Here is an 18,234-nt window from a genome sequence, read left to right on the forward strand (position 1 = left end):
GGGGGAGCGATCCGGCGGGGCGGCCGCTCAGGCGAGATGCGCCTGCGGGCCGAGGATCGCCTCGCGCATTCGCGCCTGGAGATAGGCGCCCTCGCGCGGTGGCAGCACCAGCTTGAACGCGTCCGCCCTGATCTTCACCTGCGCGAAGAGCGGCCCCGAGGCCGCGTGGATGGCCGCCCGCAGGGGCGCCACCTCACCCTCCTCCCGCACCGTGTGGACGCGCGGAATGCCGGCGCCGCGCGCGATCGCCGCCAGGTCCACGCCCGCGCCCGTGTGGGTGCGCTGCATGCCGGTCTCGCCGTAATGTTCGTTGTCCAGCACCACGACCGAGAGGTTGGGCGGCCTCGCCACGGCGATGGTGGCCAGCGTGCCGAGGCCCATCAGCATCTCGCCATCGCCGGTGATGACCAGCACGGGGCGGGATGGCTGCGCCAGCGCGAGGCCGAGGCCGATGCTGGCGGCCGAGCCCATGCCGCCCCAGAGCGGCAGGTTGCGCGGATGGTCGCCCGCCGCCGTGATGTCCCAGGCCGGCGCGCCCAGCCCGGCGATCACCGCCAGCTCGCCCCGCTCGGCCAGCAGGGCATTGACGACGGCGCGGCGGTCCAGCGTGCCGGAGGATATCATCGCCATGGGCTCACTCCTTGCCGAAGGTCTTGGCGCCGAGCACCCGCTGGCCGATCAGCGTCGCGGTGGGGCGGAAGGTGTTGAAGGCCATGCGCAGCGTGGCGTCCGCGGTGGGCACCACGTCCTCCTTGCGGTCGGCGCGGCGCACCAGCGTGCCCATCGCCTCGAGCACGGTCTGGGTGGCATTGCCCATCGGCACCTGGGCCGGGTTGAACTCGCCGAAATCGCCGCGCATCGTCACGATCATCGGCATCGGCGTCCGGTGCAGCGTGGCGAGCGAGAGCATGTTGACGCAGTTGCCGACACCCGAGCTCTGCATCAGCAGCACGCCGCGCTCGCCGCCGAGCCAGGCGCCCAGCATCAGCCCGATGCCCTCCTCCTCGGTGGTGAGGGCGATGGCCTTGATGTCCGGATCCTCCTCGCAACGGCGGATGAGGTGGGAGTGCCCCGCATCCGGCACGAAGGCGACCTGCCGGATGTCATGCGCCTTGAGCAGGGCGAACAGCGCGCCGGGCCATTCCTCCGTGGCCGCCGGAGCCACGTCCATGCCATGTACGTCCACCATCTCCTCCCCTTTTCCCTGGGCGGGGAACGCCCCGCATGCCCCGCCACTGTCGGCCGCGCGGGAATTGTCTGTCAATCCATCGGGCCGCCCCCTTGTCGTGCGGATGCGCTTCAACGGGCATGATTTCCTGAGGGCGCTGCCGGCCGCGCACCTCGCGGCGGTGCCGCCCCACATGGCGCGCCTGGTGGCGGCGGCCCACGGGGCCTGGCCCGCCCGCCGGGGGCGTGGCGTAAAATCCTGGCGCGGGCGGCCTCACCGCGTTCCGCCGCATCACCCCTGCCGCCGCTCGCCCCGGCATCTCGGGCTGACGGCGAGCCTGTTCCTGATCCCGCCTGCCGAGACGCCGTTGCCGGTGCGGCTCTTCGCCTCTATCGACCGGATGGCCGGGCCGCTTAGCCGCCTCCGCCTTCACCGCGCCGATGCTGGTGGCGGCGCGGGTGCTGGCGGCGCTGGACCGCATCTGACCCCATCGACCGCCTGCCGAGCGGAGAACGCCGCGCATGAGAACCGAGAACCACGATGCCCTGGTGGTGGGCGGCGGCCTGGTGGGCGCCGCCATCGCCTATGGGCTGCAACGCCAGGGGCTCCGCACCCTGCTGCTGGATGAGGGGGATGTCGCCTTCCGTGCCAGCCGCGGCAATTTCGGGCTGGTGTGGGTGCAGTCCAAGGGCCTCGGCGCGCCGCACTACCAGCGCTGGACGCGCGGCTCGGCCGAGGAATGGCCGGCGCTGGCCGCCGAGCTGAGGGAGAAGACCGGCATCGGCACCGGGCTGCACCAGCCGGGGGGCGTGCATATCTGCCTTTCGGACGAGGAGTTCGAGAAGCGCGGCGCCGCCATGGCGCGGCTGCGGCGCGAGGCCGGCAATTTCGGCATGGAATACCGCATGATCCGCGGCGCCGAGGCGCGGGAGATGCTGCCGGGCCTCGGCCCCAAGGTGGCCGGGGTGAGCTGGACGCCCTATGACGGCCATGCCAGCCCGCTCTCCCTGTTGCGGGCCTTGCACACCGGCTTCACCGGTCTCGGTGGCCGCTACCAGCCCAATGCGCGCGTCGAGCGCGGCACCGCCGCCGCCAACGACTTCGCGGTGGAGGCGGAGGGCGTGCTGCACCGCGCGCCGCGCATCGTGCTGGCCGCCGGGCTCGGCAATGCGGAACTCGCGCCGCGCTTCGGCCTGTCCGCGCCGGTGCGGCCGGAACGCGGGCAGATCCTGGTGACGGAGCGCACGCGGCAGGTGCTGCCCATGCCCACCACCACCATCCGGCAAACGGAGGAAGGCTCCCTGATGCTGGGCGACAGCAAGGAGGATGCCGGCTTCGACCTCGGCCAGAACCCCGAGGTGATGAAGCAGATCGCCCGCCGCGCCGTGCTCTCCTTTCCCTGGATCGCCGAGCTGAACCTCGTCCGCGCCTGGTCGGCGCTGCGCGTCATGGCGCCCGACGGGCTGCCCATCTACGACCAGTCCGAGCGCTTCCCCGGCGCCTTCACCGCCAACTGCCATTCCGGCGTGACGCTGGCCGGCACCCATGCCAACCGCCTGGCGCCGATGATCGCCGCCGGCGCCCTGGAACCCGAGATGGCCCCCTTCACTGCGAGACGCTTCGATGTTCGCCACGCGGCCTGAGTTCCGCCCCGCCACGGTGGAGGTGCTGGTGGACGGCCAGCCCCTTTCGGTGCCCGAGGGCGCCTCCGCCGCCGCCGCCCTGCTGCTGGCCGGCCTCGCCGCCAGCCGCGAGACGCCGGTGAGCGGCGCCCCCCGCCTGCCCTACTGCATGATGGGCGTGTGCTTCGATTGCCTGGCCGAGATCGACGGCGTCGCCAACCGGCAGGCCTGCATGGTCACGGTGCGGCCAGGGATGCGCATCGCGCCGCAGTGTGGCGCCCGGCTGGCGGGAACGGCGGCATGAAGGAATTCGACCTCGCCATTGTCGGCGCCGGCCCGGCCGGCATGAGCGCGGCGCTGGAGGCGGCGGGCCTCGGCCTGTCCGTTCTGGTGCTGGACGAGCAGCCCGCCCCGGGCGGCCAGATCTTCCGCGGCGTGGAGCGCGCCGCGGGCGATCCCGCCCTGGCGGGGGAATACGCGGTGGCCGGCGCCCTGCTGGCGCGCCGCTTCCGTGCCATGCCGAACATCGACTACCGGCCCGAAACCACGGTGTGGCACATCGACGCCGAGGCCGGCCTGCTCTCGCTGCGCGGCCCGCGGGGCGGCGGCATGGCGCGCGCCGCGCGCATCCTGCTGGCCACCGGCGCGCAGGAGCGCCCCGTGCCGGTCCCCGGCTGGACCCTTCCCGGGGTGATGAGCGCGGGTGCGGCGCAGATCATGCTCAAGCAGGCGGGCGCGGTGCCGGAGGGCAGGCTCGTGCTGGCGGGCCAGGGGCCGCTGATGTGGCTGCTGGCGGCGCAGCTCGCCCGCGCCGGAAAGCCGCCCGCCCTGCTGCTGGAAACCACGCCGCGCGGCGCGCTGCGCCGGGCGCTGGCCAGGGGCGGGCTGTGGCGGGGCCGCGCCATGCTGGCCAAGGGCGCGGCCCTGCTGTGGGAAGCGCGCCGGTCCGGCATGAAGGTGGTCTCCGGCGTGCGCGGCCTCCGCGCGGAAGGCGAGGGCCGGGTGCGGCGCGTGGCCTGGGAGGGCGGCGCCACGGAATGCGGCGTGCTGCTGCTGCATGAGGGCGTCATCCCGTCCACCCATGTCTCGCGCGCCCTGGGCCTGGAGCATGAATGGGACGAGGCCCAGCTCTGCTGGCGCCCCGTGCTCGATGGATGGGGCGCCAGCAGCGCGCCGCGCATCGCCATCGCCGGCGACGGGGGCGGCATTGGCGGCTGGCAGGCGGCGGTGGAGGCCGGCGCCCTGGCGGCGCTGGATGCCGCGCACCGCGCCGGCCGGCTGGACGCCGCCGCGCGCGACCGCCGCGCCGCACCGCACCGGGCGGCGCTCGGGGCCGCGCTGGCGCTCCGCCCCTTTCTCGACGCGCTCCACGCCCCTTCCCCCGCCGTTCTGGCCCCGCCGGAGGATGCCACCCTCGTCTGCCGCTGCGAGGAGGTCACCGCCGGGCAGGTGCGGCAGGCGGCGCGGCTCGGCGCCACGGGGCCGAACCAGGTGAAGGCCTATCTGCGTGCCGGCATGGGCCCTTGCCAGGGGCGGATGTGCGGCGCCACGGTGGCCGCGCTGGTCGCCGAGACGCGGGGCATCCCCGTGCGGGAGGCCGGGGTGCTGCGCCCCCGCGCGCCCTACAAGCCCATCACGGTGGGCGAGCTGGCCGACCTGCCGGAGGAGGAGCCGGCGTGACGCCGCTGGCCGTGGGCACCGCCCTGGCCCGCTTCGGCCAGGCCCCCTGCCGCTCGCCACGACTGGCCGAGGAGTTCCTTCAATAACAGCGTGATGGATTGCAGGCCTCACGCGCCGGGCGAGGTTTCGCCCGGCGTGCTGGATGCATCCAAGTCGGCCGGGCGGAAGCCGCTTCAGTCCACCCGCACCTTGGCCGCCGTGATGACCTCGCGCCAGGCCTGGCGGTCCTTCTCCATCCGTTCCGCGAAGGCGGCGGGGCCCTCGTAGAGCGGCGTCAGCCCGTTCTCGCGCAGGCGCTTCTGCAACGTCTCGTCCTGCAGCGCCTTCTCCACCGCCGCGGCCCAGGCGCGGATGGCGGGGTCGGGCATGTTGCTGGAGCCGCACAGCCCGAACCAGCCCACCACCTCGAGCCCCGGCACCGTGTCGGAGAGCAGCGGCGTCTTGGGGAAGGCGGACTTCATCGAGGCGTCGCCCAACGCCACCAGGCGCAGCTCGCCGCCGCGGATCTGCCCCATCACGTCGCCGAGGTTGGTCACCATGAAGTCGGCGCGGCCCGCCATGACGTCCATCGCCGCGGGCGCGGCGCCCCGGTAGGGCACGTGCAGCATCTGCACGGAGGCCATGCGCTGCAGCCTCTCCCCCGTCAGGTGCTGCGCCGTGCCGATGCCGGCGCTGGCGTAGCTCACGGCATTGGGCTTGGCCTTCGCCGCCTTCAGCACATCGGCCATGTCCTGGTAGGAGCCGCGCGCCCGCACCACGGCGCCGTAGCTGGAGAGCGCCACATTGGCGACCGGCACCAGATCCTTGCGCGGATCGATCGGCATGATCATGCCGGGCAGTTCGGAGCTGATGGTCATGGTGCCCATGGCGCACTGGAACAGCATGGAGCCGTCCGGCGGGCTGCGCACCACCGCCTCGGCGGCGAGGAAGCCGTTGGCGCCCGTGCGGTTCTCCACCACCACGCGGCGGCCGGAGACGTTGCCGACACCCTCCGCGATCAGCCGCGCCACGAGGTCCGAGGTGCCGCCGGCCGCGAAGCCGGCCATGATGTGCAGCTGCTGGTCCGGCAGGGCCGGAGCCTCGGGCTGGGCCTGGGCCCGGCCGGGCAGCGTGGCGGTGAAGGCGGCCAGCAGCGTGGCCGGCAGCAGGTATCGCAGCATGGTGGATGTCCTCCCTCGGCCCCTTTGGGTGGAGCCTGTTCGTTCGATGCGGGTGCCGACGGCGCGAACCGCGGCACCCCACTTCCCGCTTGTTCCGCCCGGCGCTGCCGGCAAGGCCGCCCCGGCTCCCCGAGAAGCGCGGAGAGCTGGGGCGCGGCGGCTCAGGGCCGCATCTGCAACCGCCCCGGCTGCGGGGCGCGCAGCGGGCCGGCGAGTTCGGCGAAGTCGCACAGCAGCCGCCGCGTCTCGCGCGGGTCGATGATCTCCTCCACCCAGAAGGTCTCGGCAGTGCGGAAGGGCGAGCGGAACTGGTTCAGCCGCTCCTCGATCTCGGCCAGCTTGGCCTTGGGATCCGGCGCCGCGTCGATCTCCGCGCGGTAGGCGGCCTCGATGCCGCCCTCCAGCGGCAGCGAGCCCCAGCGCGCCGAGAGCCAGGCATAGCGCAGCGAGAGCCGCCCCGCCGGCTGGTGCGCCGCCCCCGCCACGCCGAAGGCGTTGCGGATGATGATGCTGCACCAGGGCACGGTGGTCTGGTTCATCGCCGCCATGGCGCGCACGCCGTGGCGGATGGTGGCGGCGCGCTCCGCCTCCAGCCCGATCATGAAGCCGGGGCAGTCCACCAGATAGACCACGGGGAGGTGGAAGGTCTCGGCCATGTCGAGGAAGCGGACGACCTTCTGGCAGGTATCGGCCGTCCAGGAGCCGCCGTAGAAATACGGGTCGCTCGCCATCAGCGCCACGGCGCGGCCGCCGAAGCGGGCGAAGCCGGTGATCAGCGAGCGGCCGAACATCTTCCCCTGCTCGAAGAAGCTGCCCTTGTCCACCACGGCCTCGATGATGTGCCGCATCTGGTAGACGCGGCGCCTGTCGCGCGGGACGATGGAGAACAGCTTCTCCTCGCGCCGCGCGGGGTCGTCCTCGCAGGGGATGTCGGGCGGCAGCTCATGGACCGAGGAAGGCAGGTAGGACAGGAAGCGGCGGGCGCAGTCGAAGGCCTCCTCCTCCGTGTCCACCGCATGGTCCACGCCGCCGCTCCTGGTCTGGATCTCCCAGCCGCCCAGCTCCTGCTTGCTGAGGTCCTGCCCCAGCCGCGCCACCACGGGGGGGCCGGCCACGAACATCGCCGCCGACTTGGTCATCACCGAGTAGTGGCTGGCGGCCAGCCGCGCGGCGCCGAGGCCCGCCACCGAGCCGAGCCCCAGCCCCACAACCGGCACGGCGCTGAGGTTGAGCGTGGTGTAGTTGAACAGCCCCGTGCCGCCGACGCCGCCCGGCAGGTTGGCCCGCCCCGTGGTCTCGATGGTCTTGACCGAGCCGCCGCCGCCCGAGCCCTCGATGACGCGGATGATGGGCAGGCGGAACTCGTTGGCCATGCGCTCGGCCATCAGCGGCTTCTCGCGGATGGTGGCGTCCGCCGAGCCGCCGCGCACGGTGAAGTCGTCGCCCACCACCACCACGGGGCGGCCATCGACCCGGGCGCGGCCCCACACGCAGTTGGAGGGAACGAGCTGGCGCAGCGTGCCGTCCGGCTCGTATTCCGCGCGGCCGGCGATGGCGCCCACCTCGTGGAAGCTGCCGGGGTCGGCCAGGCGGTCCACCCGCTCGCGCACGGTCAGGCGGCCGCCCTCGTGCTGGCGGCGCACCTTGTCGGGGCCGCCCATCTCGCGCGCCATGGCCTCGCGGCGGCGCAGCTCGTCCAGCTCGGGTTGCCAGCTGGTGGCGGGCGGGGTGTGGGTGTCGGGCATGGGGGCGCTCCTGTGGGCGTCGGGGTTCAGGCGGCGGCGTCGCCGGCCAGCAGCCCGGCGCGGGCGCGTTCAAGGAAATGCGTGTCCATCTCGGCCGCGCGCATCGCGGGGCTGCGCAGCGCGGCGGCGAGGAAGGCGGCGTTCAGCGCCACCCCCCGCCCCGAGCAGCCCTCCAGCGCCACGGCGAGCTTCGCCAGCGCCTCGGCCCGGCTGGCCCCGTGGGCGATGACCTTGGCGATCATCGGGTCGTAGAACGGTGTCAGCGTGTCGCCCTGGCGCACGCCGGTGTCGATGCGCAGGCCCGGCGCCGGCTCCGGCAGCACCAGCTCCGCCAGCCGGCCCGGCGAGGGCAGGAAGCCGCGCGCCGGGTCCTCGGCGCAGAGCCGCGCCTCCACCGCGTGGCCGCCGAGGCGGATGTCCTCCTGCCGCCAGGGCAGCCTCTCGCCCCGCGCCACGCGGATCTGCCACTCCACCAGGTCGAGGCCCGTGACCATCTCCGTCACCGGGTGCTCCACCTGGAGGCGGGTGTTCATCTCGATGAACCAGATCCGGTCGGCGCGCGGGGCGGGGCCCGCCTCGGCCACGAACTCCACCGTGCCGGCGCCGACATAGCCCACCGCCCGCGCCAGGGCGGCGGCGCGGCGGCCCAGTTCCTCGCGCAGCGCGTCACCGACGCCCGGCGCGGGCGATTCCTCGACAAGCTTCTGGTTGCGCCGTTGCAGGGTGCAGTCCCGCTCGCCCAGGTGCAGCACGGTGCCGTGGCTGTCGGCCAGGATCTGCACCTCGATGTGCCGGGCGCGGGGCACCAGCTTCTCCACCAGCACGCGGTCGTCGCCGAAGGCGCCGGCCTCGCGCCGCGCCGCGGCGAGCGCGGCGGGGAAGCCGGCGGCCTCGGCCACGGCGCGCATGCCGCGCCCGCCACCCCCCGCCACGGCCTTGATCAGCACGGGGAAGCCGATGGCCTCCGCCTCGGCCAGCAGCCGGGCCTCGGACTGGTCCTCGCCGTCATAGCCCGGCACGGCCGCCACGCCCGCCCGCCGCGCCACGGCCTTGGCGGCGGCCTTGCCGCCCATGGCGCGGATGGCCTCGGGCGAGGGCCCGATGAACAGCAGCCCGGCCTCGGCGCAGGCCTGGGCGAAATCGGGGTTCTCGCTGAGGAAGCCGTAGCCCGGATGCACCATGCGCGCGCCCGAGCGCCGTGCCGCCTCGATCAGCGCGGGAATGGAGAGGTAGGACTGGCGCGGCTGCGCCGGCCCCACCGGCTCCGCCCGGTCGGCGGCGGCCACGTGCATCGCGCCCGCATCGGCCTCGGAATAGACGGCGACGGTGGGGAGGCCCATGCGCCGGCAGGTGGTGGCGATGCGGCAGGCGATCTCGCCCCGGTTGGTGATCAGGACGGCGTCGTCGGCCATGTCACGCCTCCAGCAGCGCGACGGTCTGGCCTTCCTCCACCTGGTCCCCCTCCGCCACCAGCAGGGCGGTCAGGCGCCCGGCGCGCGGGGCGGCGACCGGGATCTCCATCTTCATCGATTCCAGCAGCAGGACGGTGTCGCCCTCCGCCAGAGTGTCCCCTGGCCGCGCCTGGATCTGCCAGACGGAAGCCGCGATCTCGGCGGCGATTTTCATCTCGCCATGGTGGTTTCCCCCGAAAGCAATTATCTGTTGTCACAAATCACAGCGTGGCCGGGGGAGTGTCAAGCGGAACCCTGGCATGGCAGGAACCGGCGCATGCCCGACACCACGGACCCCTCGTCCCTTCCCATCACGGCAGAAAGCATCGGTGCCAAGGTCTATCAGCGGCTCCGCACCGACATGATGCGCAGCCGCTTCCGCCCCGGCGAGAAGCTGAAGCTGCGCGACCTGGCGCAGGAAATGGGCGTCAGCGCCACGCCCGTGCGGGACGCGCTGGCGCGGCTGGTGAGCGAGGGCGCGCTGGAGCAGTTCGACCACCGCTCGGTGCGGGTGCCGGTGCTGTCCGACGAGCGGTTCCGCGAGATCGCCGAGTTGCGCGGCGAGCTGGAGGGCAAGGCGGCCTCCCGCGCCGCCGAGCGCGCCACCCCGGCCGATGCCGAGCGGCTGGCCGCCATCCATGCGCGGATGACCCAGGCGCGGCTCGACGGCGAAGGTGTCGCGATGCTGGTGGAGAACGAGCGCTTCCACATGGAGATCTGCGCCCTCGCCAACATGCCGGTGCTGGCGCGCATCATCGAGGGCCTTTGGCTGCAATGCGGGCCGCTGGTGGCCGGGCTGCGCGAGGTGCGCTTCCTGCACCACCCGGACGCGCATCCGCACAACGACATCATCCGCGCCATGCGCACCCGGGATGGCGCGCTGGCGCGGCTGGCCATCCAGCGTGATATCAGCGTCTATGCGGAGGTGCTGCTGCGGCGCCTGCCGGAGATCAATGTGGGTGCCCTGCCCCGTTCCCGCACGGCGCTTGACGCGGCGGAGTAGCAGCGTTTTTGTTATCACAAATCACAAAGCTGGCCGCCTTCCCGTGGCGGCCCAGGGAGGATGCCCATGCCCCGGCCGCCGGACGCTCCCCTGCCGCTCGCGCATCTCCGCGTGCTGGAACTGGGCGAGGGCGTCGCCCTGTCCTATCTCGGCAAGCTCTTCGCCGATTTCGGGGCCGAGGTGCTGAAGCTGGAGCCGCCGGGCGGCGACGCGCTGCGCCGGGCGGCGCCGCTGGTGGAAACGGCGGAAGGGCCGGACTCCGCGCTCTTCGCCTGACTTTCCACCAACAAGCGCAGCCTCATCGCCGACCTCGCCATCCCCGCCGGGCTGGACCGCGCCCGTGCCCTGCTGCCGGGCTGCGACGTGCTGCTCGATGGCCGCACGCCCGCCGCGCGGGAAGGCGCGCGGCTGGGGCTGGACCTGCCGCACCTCGTCGCGGCCGAGCTTTCCTGGTTCGGCGAGAGCGGCCCCTACCGGGACTTCGCGGCCACGGACACGGTGATGCGCGCCCTGGCCGGCATCTTCGCCTGCACCGGGCCGGCGGAAGGGCCGCCTTCCCTGCTGGGCGGTATCGCGGGCGCGGTGACGGGGGCGCTGGCCGCGTTCAACGCCGTGGCGTCGGCGCTGTGGTCCGGCACGGGGCGGCGGCTCGAGATCAGCCTGCACGAGGCCAATGTCGCCGTCGCCGAATACCAGGCCGCGCAGAGCGTCACCAACCCGGAGGTGGAGCGGCGCCATGGCGTCAACCGCTTCGCGCCCTCCTCGCCGCTCGGGGTCTATCGCTGCCGCGAGGGGTGGCTCGGCGTCACCATCGTGACGCCCGCGCAGTTCCGCGCCTTCTGCGAGATGGTGGGGCTGCCGGAACTGGCGGCGGATCCGCGCTTCGTCGTGGGGCCCGACCGGCTGCGCCATGCCGATGCGCTGGAGGCCCTCTTCGTTCCCCGCCTGCGCGAGCGCGATGCCGGGGAATGGTTCGAGGAGGCCATCCGCCGCCGCCTGCCCTTCGCCGTGGTGCCGGAGATGGAGGCGTTGCTGTCCATCCCCACCCACCGCGCGCGCGATGCCTTCGGCACGGTGGAGCGTGGCACGGCGCGCTTCGAGGGACCGACCCTGCCGCAGCGCCTGACCCGGACCCCCCCCCTGCCCGGCGGCCCCGCCCCCGCCGCCGGGGCGGATGACGCGCTGCCCGCGCCGCCGCCGCGCCCCGCGCCCGCCCTGAAGCCGGTGCCGCTGCCGCTCGCGGGCCTGCGCATCCTCGACCTATCCATGGGCTGGGCCGGGCCGCTCTGCACCCGCCAGCTCGCCGACCTCGGCGCCGAGGTGATCAAGGTGGAGGCCTGCCAGTATCCGGACTGGTGGCGCGGCGTCGATCCGCGCCCCGCCTTCTTCGCCGAGCGGCGCTACGAGCGGGACGTCCGCTTCGGCATCCTCAACCGCAACAAGGCCGGCATCACGCTCGACCTCACCACCGCCGAGGGCAAGGCGCTGCTGAAGCGCCTGGTGCGCGAGGTGGACGCGGTGGTGGAGAACTACGCGCGCGAGGTGCTGCCCAAGCTCGGGCTGGATTACGCGGCGCTCTCGGCGGAGCGGCCGGGGCTGGTGATGCTGTCCATGCCCGCCTTCGGGCTGGAGGGGCCATGGCGCGACGCGCGTGCTTATGGCTCCACGCTGGAGCACGCCTCAGGCCTGCCCGCCGTGTCCGGCGAGGCGCACTGGCCGCCCACCACCAACCAGCTCGCCTATGGCGACCCGATTGGCGGGCTGAACGGCGCGGCGGCGCTGCTGGTGGCGCTGCTGCACCACCGGCGCACCGGCGAGGGCCAGCAGATCGACCTCGCCCAGGTGGAATGCCTCTTTCCGCTGGTGGCGCCCTGGATCATCGCCACCTCCGCCACCGGCGCGCCCGGCCCGCGCCTCGGCAACCGCCACCCCGCCCAGGTGCCGCATGGCGCCTTTCCCTGCGAGGGAGAGGGCTGGGTGGTGGTGGCCGCGCAGGACGACGCCGCCTGGCAGGCCCTGGCACGCACCATCGGCCGCCCCGAATGGGCGGAGGATGCGGAACTCGCGGCGCTGGAGGGACGGCGCGCCAGGGAGGCGGAGCTGGAAGCGGCCCTGTCCGCCTGGACCCGGCGGCACAGCCCGGATGGGGCGATGCGGGCGCTCCAGGCCGCTGGCGTCGCTGCGGGTGCCGTGCTGTGGCCAAGCGCGCTGAAGCGCGACCCGCACCTTGCCGCGCGCGGCTTCTGGCAGGTGGTGGACCGCGCCTTTCTCGGCCCGCACGAGCAGCCCTCCGCGCCGTTCCGCGAGGCCGGGGGCGCGCCCTATCCCGTCCGCCGTCCGGCACCGACGCTGGGCCAGGACAACGCGGCGGTGCTGGGCGGCCTGCTCGGCCTCGGCGCGGCCGAGCTGGAGCGGCTCGCGGCCATGCGGGTGATCGGCCAGGAGGCGGTCCCGGTTTCCGAGCGCCGCGCCCGCGCCCCCGCCGCCTGAGAGCGGGCCGCCTGAACAAAGGCCCCGCCGGCAATGGCCGGGAAAGGGCCGGCAAGGAGGAGGAAGCATGTCCATCACCCTGGCACGCCGGGCGCTGCTCGGCGCCCTGGCCCTGCCCGCCCTGGCCGCCACGCGCGCAAGGGCCGAGGCGCCCTTCCCCAGCCGCCCCGTGCGGCTGATCTATCCCTTCGCCCCCGGCGTGGGGGACGGGCTGGCCCGCGCCGTGGCCGAGGTGGCGCGCGAGACGCTGGGCCAGCCCATCGTGGTCGAGAACAAGCCGGGCGCCAACACCATGATCGGCGCCGAGGCGGCGGCGCGGGCGCCGAAGGACGGCTACACGCTGGGCTGGGTGGCCACCAGCACCCTGGCGCTGAACCCGAATCTCTATCCCGCCATCACCTACTAGCCGGCCAATTTCGCGCCCCTCACCCTGGTCTACCGCGCGCCCGTGGCCTTCGCCGCCGCGGCCAGCGTGCCGGGGGGCGACCTGGCCGGCACGCTGGCCTGGCTGAAGGCCAATCCGGGCCAGCCCTTCGGCAGCGTCGGCAATGGCAGCACGCCGCACCTGGTGATGGAGATGCTGCAGGGGCGGACCGGGCTGTCGATGGTCAACGTCGCCTATCGCGGCGAGCAGGCCGCGCTGGCGGACCTGATGACGGGGCGCATCCCCTTCTATGCCGGCTCGCTGAACACATTGCTGCCGCACATGGAGAACCGCAGCTTCCGCGTGCTGGCCCTTTCCACGCCCGAGCGGCTGCCCGCGACGCCCGAGGTGCCCACCTTCCGTGAGCAGGGCCACCCCGACCTCGTGGTGCGCTACTGGCACGGCATCTGCGCCCCCGCCGGCACGCCGCCGGAGGTGTGCCGCATCCTGGCCGGCACCTTGCGGAAGGCAGTGGGCAGCGAGCTCGTGCGCCAGCGCGCGACGCCCGATATGACGCTCGGCCCGCTGAGCCTCGACGAGTTCGGCCGCCTCATCCGGGACGACCATGCGAGCTATGGCCGCCTCATCCGGGAGCGGAACATCAGCGTGGCCTGAGGCGGCGGCGGGGGCGCCGCACGATGTGCCGGCGGGGCGGGCCGAAACGGCACGATCTTCGTCCCGCCTGGCGAAGGCTGTGCTTCCCTGCCAGGCGCCGCCTCCTAGCATGGGGGCATCGGACAAGCCGGCGGCGCCGGATCGGAAGGATGCCCCTGATGCCCCTTCGGCCCAAATTCATCACCTTCGACTGCTACGGCACGCTGACGAACTTCCGCATGGGCCCGGTGGCCCGCGAGCACTTCGCCGGCCGCGTGCCGGCCGGGCGCATGGACGCCTTCCTGCAGGACTTCAGCGCCTACCGGATGGACGAGGTGCTGGGCGCCTGGAAGCCCTATGCCGAGGTGCTGGAAAACGCCATCCGCCGCACCTGCCGCAAGCACGGCATCAGCAGCCAGGAGGGCGATGGCCGCGTCTTCTACGACGCCGTGCCGGGCTGGGGCCCGCACCCGGACGTGCCGGCGGCGCTGACGCGGGTGGCGCGGGAGTTTCCGCTCGTCATCCTCTCCAACGCCGCCAACGAGCAGATCCACCGCAACGTGGCGCTGCTGGAGGCGCCGTTCCACGCCGTGTTCACCGCCGAGCAGGCGCAGGCCTACAAGCCGCGCATGCAGGCCTTCGAACACATGCTGGACCAGCTCGGCGCGAGGCCGGAGGAGCTGCTGCACGTCTCCTCCTCCTTCCGCTACGACCTGATGACGGCGCACGACCTCGGCATCCGCGACAAGGCCTGGGTGAACCGCGGCCACGAGCCGCGCGGCAACGCCTTCTACGGCTTCCACGAGATCCCCGACATCGGCGGCCTGCCCGGCCTTCTCGGCCTCTGAGAAAGCCGCCAGAGTAGCGCCGCGCCGCCGCCGCGGCCTTTCACCCTCGCAGATGAGAACGGTTCCAGCCCATGTCGCCTCCCGTCGATCCTGTCGCCAGTGACCCCGCCCTGCCGCAGGAGGTGGACGTCGCGATCATCGGCGGAGGCATCGCCGGCATCACGGCGGCCTACTTCATCGCCAAGGCCGGGCAGCGCGTCGCGGTGCTGGAGAAGGGCGTGGTGGCGGGCGAGCAGTCCAGCCGCAACTGGGGCTGGTGCCGCATCCAGAACCGCGACGAGCGCGAGATCCCGCTCATGCTGAAGAGCATGGAGCTGTGGGACACGCTGCCGGCCGAGGCGGGCATCGACGTGGGCTTCCGCCGCACCGGCCTCGTCTATGCCACGCGCAGCGAGGCGGAGCTGGAAAGCTGGCGGCGCTGGATCGAGATGGCGCGCGGCTACCAGGTGCACAACCAGATCCTCACCGCCGAGGAGGCGCGCGCCCGCACGCCGGGACATTCGGGCGCGGCGGACTGGATCGGCGGCATCTTCTCCCCGCGCGACGGCATGGCGGAGCCGCGCAAGGCGGCGCCCGCCATCGCGGCGGCGGCGCGGCGCCTCGGCGCCACCATCCACCAGCGCTGCGCGGTGCGCGGGCTCGACATCCAGGGCGGCCGCGTCGCCGGCGTCATCACGGAGCGCGGCACGCTGCGCGCCGGCGCGGTGCTGCTGGCGGGGGGCGCCTGGTCCTCCATGCTGCTGCGCCGGCACGGCATCGACCTGCCGCAATCGAGCATCCGCTCCACCATCTTCGTCACCGAGCCGGCCGAGGAGGTGACGCCGGGCGGCCTCTACACGCCGGACGTGACGATCGGGCGGCGGCAGGATGGCGGCTACATCGTCGCCGCCAACAATCGCGGGCAGATCGAGATCACGCCGCAGGGCATACGCTACGCGCGCAAGTTCTGGCCGACGCTGGTGGCGCGGCGGAAGATGGTGAAGTTCGGCATCGGCGAGTCCTTCTTCCGCGGCCCGCAGGCGATCACCGGGCGCTGGCGCATGGACCGCCCCACCATCTTCGAGGCGGAGGACATGCGCACCCTCGACCCCACGCCGAACGCCGCCATCGTGGAGCCCGCGCTGGCGCAGCTCGGCCGCTCCTATCCCGCCCTGGCCGGGGTCAAGATGGCGAAGCTGTGGGGCGGCTGGATCGATTCCACGCCGGACGCGGTGCCGGTCATCGGCGCGGTGGACGCGCTGCCGGGGCTGTTCCTGTCCACCGGCTACAGCGGCCACGGCTTCGGCATCGGGCCGGGTGCCGGGCGGCTGGCGGCGGACCTGGTCATGGGCCGTGCGCCGGTCGTCGATCCCTCGCCCTTCCGCTATGCGCGGCTGGTGGATGGCTCGCCGATCCAGAAGCCGGGGATGATGTGACGGTGAGGATGCTGCCCTACTGGCTGGACACCGCCCCGCCCTTCGCCGGCGCGGAGCCCGGCCCGGCCGAGGGCAGCGTCGATGTCGCCGTGATCGGCGGCGGCTTCACCGGGCTCTCGGCGGCGCTGCACCTGGCGCGCAAGGGGGCGAGCGTGGCGCTGCTGGAGGCGGCGCGCGTGATGGGCGCGGCCTCGGGGCGCAATGGCGGCCACGTCAACAACGGCACGGCGCACGACTTCGCCGGCCTCGTCCAGGCGCTCGGCCTCGACCATGCCCGCCGCCTCTACCACGCCTTCGACGCGGCGGTGGACACGGTGGAGCGGATCGCGCGCGAGGAGCGGATCGACTGCGACTTCCGCCGCTGCGGCAAGATCAAGCTGGCGGCGAAGCCCGCGCATTACGAGAAGATCGCGCGCGGCTTCGAGCTGCTCCACCGCGAGGCCGACGCGGAGACCGAGTTGGTGCCGCGCGACAGGCTGCGCGCCGAGATCGGCTCGGACGCCTTCTTCGGCGGGCTGGTCTACCGCAAGAGCGCGCAGATGCATGTGGGCCGCTTTGGCATGGGGCTGGCCGAGGCGGCGCGGCGGCAGGGCGCGCGGATCTTCGAGAACGCGCCGGTGCTGTCGCTGAGGCGCCAGCCTGGGGGGGGCCACAGCCTCGCCACCCCGCGCGGCACGCTGCGGGCGCGGCAGGTGCTGCTGGCGGCCGGCGCCAGCCGCCTCGGCCCCTTCTACTTCCGCCGCCGCCTGGTGCCGCTCGGCTCCTTCGTCATCGTCACCGAGCCGCTGAGCGAGGCGGTGCTGGCCGACATCATGCCGAGGGCGCGCAACGGCACCACCACCCGCATCATCGGCAACTACTTCCGCACCACGCCGGACCGGCGCCTCGTCTGGGGCGGGCGGGCGCGCTTCGCCCTGCCCTCCCGCGCCTCGGACGCCAGGAGCGGCCGCGTGCTGGAGCGAGGGCTGCACGAGACCTTTCCCCAGCTTGGCCGCGTCGGCATCGACTATTGCTGGGGCGGCATCATCGACGCGACGCAGGACCGCCTCCCCCGTGCCGGCGAGCGGGACGGGCTGTTCTACGCCACCGGATACAGCGGCCATGGCGTGCAGATGTCGGTCCACATGGGCGGCGTGATGGCCGAGGTGATGGAGGGCAGGGTGGAGGCCAATCCGTTCCGCGGATTGGAATGGCGGCCGGTGCCGGGGCATTTCGGCCCGCCCTGGTTCATGCCGCTGGTGGGCCTCTACTACCGGGTGCAGGACCGGATTTCCTGAGGGCCAGGCAGCGGCACGGCCTGCCGCGCCAGCCACATGAATCGGCACATTCTTCGTGGGCGCCGGCCGCAATCGGCATGTTCCTGGCCCCGCGCGTGGCGCACAATCGGCAGCGTTGCGGAGGCGGAACCGGCGGAAAGCCCGGGCGCCTCCGCCGGGGACATGCGTGCCCGCCCGGCCCTTCGCGGGGCCCGGGCAGGCGGCGTGGCGCCGGGCACAGGGCAAGAACAAAGGCGCATCCGGTCGCCATCGCCGGGCCGGCCGGGGCCAACGAAGCGGGGGCTGAACATCATGAACGACATCCGGACACTCCTGTCGCGGCCGGCGCTCGGCCGGCGCGGCCTGCTGGCGCTGGGCGCGGGTGCCGCCCTGGCCGGGGCGCCCGCCAGGGCGCAGCGCGCGGTGCCGCCGCCACCCTCAGCCCGCAAGGGGCAGGTGGTCGTCGGCATCTCGCAGGAGCCCACCGTCTTCAACCCGCTGATGCCGGGCATCGAGGTGGACGAGACGGTGTGGATGAACGTGTTCAGCACCCTGTGGTGGCCGGAGCCCGATGGCACGCTGGTGCCGGACCTGGCGGTGGAGGTGCCATCGCTCGCCAATGGCGGCATCAGCGAGGATGGCCTCACCTGGACCGTGAAGCTGCGGCCGGGCGTCGTCTGGCATGACGGCGCGCCCTTCACGGCAGAGGATGTGCGCTACACGCTGGAGCTGATCAACAACGCGTCCTTCCGCACCCGCACCCGCCAGGGCCACAGCCTGGTGAAGGACATCGTGGTGAAGGGACCGCACGAGATCGCCTGGCGGATGGAGAAGGCCTATGCGCCCTATCTGGCGCTGCTCTCCAACACCTACATGGTGCCCAGGCACCTGCTGGAGAGGGCGGCCGATCCCAACGCGGCGCCGTTCAACGCCACCCCCGTCGGCACCGGCCCGTTCCGCTGGAGCAGCCGCGTGCCGGGCGACCACATCCAGCTCGCCGCCAATGAGCGCTACCATGGCGCCGGCCCGTATCTGGAGCGGGCCATCCTGAAATACATCCCGGACCAGACGGCGCTCTACGCGCAGTTCCGCACCGGGCAGGTGGACCTGATCATCGGCACCGGCATTCCCGCCAACTTCTACGCCGAGGCGGTGAAGCTGCCGGGGCGCAGGGTGACCACCGTCCCGAGCGCGTCGCTCGAGCTGCTGATGCCGAACCTCGAGCTTCCGGCGCTCTCCGAGAAGGCGGTGCGGCAGGCGCTCTACTACGCCATCAACAAGAAGGGCATCATCGACGTCATCTATTACGGCCTGCACAAGCCGACCGAATCCTTCGCACCGCGCGAATCCTGGGCCTACAACCCGGATCTTCCGCCGC

15 protein-coding genes and 2 pseudogenes are annotated in these 18,234 nt (G+C 73.3%); 11 read left to right on the forward strand and 6 right to left on the reverse strand.

Going from position 1 to position 18,234, the window contains the following annotated elements; genetic code table 11:
• Positions 1 to 27: 27 nt before the first annotated feature.
• Together CR162_RS14810 and CR162_RS14815 are read right to left on the reverse strand one after the other, a co-directional pair.
• Positions 28 to 630, reverse strand: a complete 603-nt coding sequence (locus tag CR162_RS14810) for a thiamine pyrophosphate-dependent enzyme (protein WP_099096309.1) — start codon at positions 628 to 630, stop codon at positions 28 to 30.
• A gap of 4 nt (positions 631 to 634) precedes the next feature.
• Complete coding sequence (locus CR162_RS14815; RefSeq protein WP_245870386.1) at positions 635 to 1,189, reverse strand: thiamine pyrophosphate-binding protein; 555 nt, start codon at positions 1,187 to 1,189, stop codon at positions 635 to 637.
• A 500-nt stretch (positions 1,190 to 1,689) separates the two neighbouring features.
• Here CR162_RS14815 and CR162_RS14820 point away from each other — a divergent pair, with 500 nt between their 5' ends.
• The 3 genes from CR162_RS14820 to CR162_RS14830 are packed head-to-tail and all read left to right on the forward strand — an operon-like array spanning position 1,690 to position 4,470.
• Positions 1,690 to 2,811, forward strand: a complete 1,122-nt coding sequence (locus tag CR162_RS14820) for an NAD(P)/FAD-dependent oxidoreductase (protein WP_099096311.1) — start codon at positions 1,690 to 1,692, stop codon at positions 2,809 to 2,811.
• Positions 2,792 to 3,094 (forward strand): (2Fe-2S)-binding protein, encoded by a 303-nt coding sequence (locus tag CR162_RS14825; protein WP_099096312.1) that lies wholly within the window; start codon positions 2,792 to 2,794, stop codon positions 3,092 to 3,094. The genes CR162_RS14820 and CR162_RS14825 overlap by 20 nt, the downstream gene beginning before the upstream one ends.
• A complete protein-coding gene (locus CR162_RS14830) occupies positions 3,091 to 4,470 on the forward strand; it encodes an NAD(P)/FAD-dependent oxidoreductase (protein ID WP_099096313.1) in 1,380 nt (459 codons plus the stop codon). The genes CR162_RS14825 and CR162_RS14830 overlap by 4 nt, the downstream gene beginning before the upstream one ends.
• A gap of 173 nt (positions 4,471 to 4,643) precedes the next feature.
• On the opposite strand, the gene CR162_RS14835 is transcribed toward CR162_RS14830, so the two are convergent.
• From CR162_RS14835 to CR162_RS14850, 4 genes are all read right to left on the reverse strand, one after another.
• The gene (locus tag CR162_RS14835) at positions 4,644 to 5,630 is read right to left on the reverse strand and encodes a Bug family tripartite tricarboxylate transporter substrate binding protein (RefSeq protein ID WP_099096314.1); all 987 of its coding nucleotides are present in this window, start codon (positions 5,628 to 5,630) and stop codon (positions 4,644 to 4,646) included.
• Positions 5,631 to 5,791: 161 nt separating this feature from the next.
• Positions 5,792 to 7,375: an acyl-CoA carboxylase subunit beta gene (locus tag CR162_RS14840; protein ID WP_099096315.1), complete on the reverse strand. Its 1,584-nt coding sequence runs from the start codon at positions 7,373 to 7,375 to the stop codon at positions 5,792 to 5,794.
• A gap of 26 nt (positions 7,376 to 7,401) precedes the next feature.
• Positions 7,402 to 8,787 (reverse strand): acetyl-CoA carboxylase biotin carboxylase subunit, encoded by a 1,386-nt coding sequence (locus tag CR162_RS14845; protein ID WP_099096316.1) that lies wholly within the window; start codon positions 8,785 to 8,787, stop codon positions 7,402 to 7,404.
• A 1-nt stretch (position 8,788) separates the two neighbouring features.
• Positions 8,789 to 9,001 carry a biotin/lipoyl-binding carrier protein gene (locus CR162_RS14850; protein ID WP_099096317.1) on the reverse strand — a complete coding sequence of 71 codons (213 nt, stop codon included), beginning with the start codon at positions 8,999 to 9,001 and terminating at the stop codon, positions 8,789 to 8,791.
• 102 nt (positions 9,002 to 9,103) lie between these two features.
• On the opposite strand from CR162_RS14850, the gene CR162_RS14855 reads away from it, so the two are divergent.
• The 8 genes and pseudogenes from CR162_RS14855 to CR162_RS14890 all read left to right on the forward strand — a co-directional run.
• The gene (locus tag CR162_RS14855; protein WP_176559862.1) at positions 9,104 to 9,829 is read left to right on the forward strand and encodes a GntR family transcriptional regulator; all 726 of its coding nucleotides are present in this window, start codon (positions 9,104 to 9,106) and stop codon (positions 9,827 to 9,829) included.
• Between the two features lie 66 nt (positions 9,830 to 9,895).
• Positions 9,896 to 10,993 (forward strand): annotated as a pseudogene (locus CR162_RS22865) (CaiB/BaiF CoA transferase family protein); the annotation flags it as partial.
• 60 nt (positions 10,994 to 11,053) lie between these two features.
• Positions 11,054 to 12,319, forward strand: coding sequence for a CaiB/BaiF CoA transferase family protein (locus CR162_RS22870; RefSeq protein ID WP_281254984.1), 1,266 nt, complete (start codon positions 11,054 to 11,056; stop codon positions 12,317 to 12,319).
• Between the two features lie 67 nt (positions 12,320 to 12,386).
• Positions 12,387 to 13,358, forward strand: a pseudogene (locus CR162_RS22875) (Bug family tripartite tricarboxylate transporter substrate binding protein).
• Between the two features lie 158 nt (positions 13,359 to 13,516).
• The gene (locus CR162_RS14875; protein WP_099096321.1) at positions 13,517 to 14,185 is read left to right on the forward strand and encodes a haloacid dehalogenase type II; all 669 of its coding nucleotides are present in this window, start codon (positions 13,517 to 13,519) and stop codon (positions 14,183 to 14,185) included.
• A gap of 71 nt (positions 14,186 to 14,256) precedes the next feature.
• Entirely contained in the window at positions 14,257 to 15,600 is a 1,344-nt protein-coding gene (locus CR162_RS14880) for an NAD(P)/FAD-dependent oxidoreductase (RefSeq protein ID WP_099096322.1), read from the forward strand.
• An 8-nt stretch (positions 15,601 to 15,608) separates the two neighbouring features.
• Positions 15,609 to 16,877, forward strand: coding sequence for an NAD(P)/FAD-dependent oxidoreductase (locus CR162_RS14885; RefSeq protein ID WP_099096323.1), 1,269 nt, complete (start codon positions 15,609 to 15,611; stop codon positions 16,875 to 16,877).
• Between the two features lie 291 nt (positions 16,878 to 17,168).
• Positions 17,169 to 18,234, forward strand: a 1,066-nt coding sequence (locus tag CR162_RS14890) for a peptide ABC transporter substrate-binding protein (protein WP_141563162.1), incomplete at its 3' end; no start/stop codon positions are given.

The organism is Teichococcus rhizosphaerae, assembly GCF_002631185.1.
In the GTDB taxonomy this organism is placed as follows: Bacteria; Pseudomonadota; Alphaproteobacteria; order Acetobacterales; family Acetobacteraceae; genus Pseudoroseomonas; species Pseudoroseomonas rhizosphaerae.

Excerpts from the sequence above, each read along its gene's own strand:
- CR162_RS14810 (WP_099096309.1), bottom strand. The coding sequence starts at position 630 with ATGGCGATGATATCCTCCGGCACGCTGGACCGCCGCGCCGTCGTCAAT.
- CR162_RS14815 (WP_245870386.1), bottom strand. The coding sequence starts at position 1,189 with ATGGTGGACGTACATGGCATGGACGTGGCTCCGGCGGCCACGGAGGAA.
- CR162_RS14820 (WP_099096311.1), top strand. The coding sequence starts at position 1,690 with ATGAGAACCGAGAACCACGATGCCCTGGTGGTGGGCGGCGGCCTGGTG.
- CR162_RS14825 (WP_099096312.1), top strand. The coding sequence starts at position 2,792 with ATGTTCGCCACGCGGCCTGAGTTCCGCCCCGCCACGGTGGAGGTGCTG.
- CR162_RS14830 (WP_099096313.1), top strand. The coding sequence starts at position 3,091 with ATGAAGGAATTCGACCTCGCCATTGTCGGCGCCGGCCCGGCCGGCATG.
- CR162_RS14835 (WP_099096314.1), bottom strand. The coding sequence starts at position 5,630 with ATGCTGCGATACCTGCTGCCGGCCACGCTGCTGGCCGCCTTCACCGCC.
- CR162_RS14840 (WP_099096315.1), bottom strand. The coding sequence starts at position 7,375 with ATGCCCGACACCCACACCCCGCCCGCCACCAGCTGGCAACCCGAGCTG.
- CR162_RS14845 (WP_099096316.1), bottom strand. The coding sequence starts at position 8,787 with ATGGCCGACGACGCCGTCCTGATCACCAACCGGGGCGAGATCGCCTGC.
- CR162_RS14850 (WP_099096317.1), bottom strand. The coding sequence starts at position 9,001 with ATGAAAATCGCCGCCGAGATCGCGGCTTCCGTCTGGCAGATCCAGGCG.
- CR162_RS14855 (WP_176559862.1), top strand. The coding sequence starts at position 9,104 with ATGCCCGACACCACGGACCCCTCGTCCCTTCCCATCACGGCAGAAAGC.
- CR162_RS14875 (WP_099096321.1), top strand. The coding sequence starts at position 13,517 with ATGCCCCTTCGGCCCAAATTCATCACCTTCGACTGCTACGGCACGCTG.
- CR162_RS14880 (WP_099096322.1), top strand. The coding sequence starts at position 14,257 with ATGTCGCCTCCCGTCGATCCTGTCGCCAGTGACCCCGCCCTGCCGCAG.
- CR162_RS14885 (WP_099096323.1), top strand. The coding sequence starts at position 15,609 with ATGCTGCCCTACTGGCTGGACACCGCCCCGCCCTTCGCCGGCGCGGAG.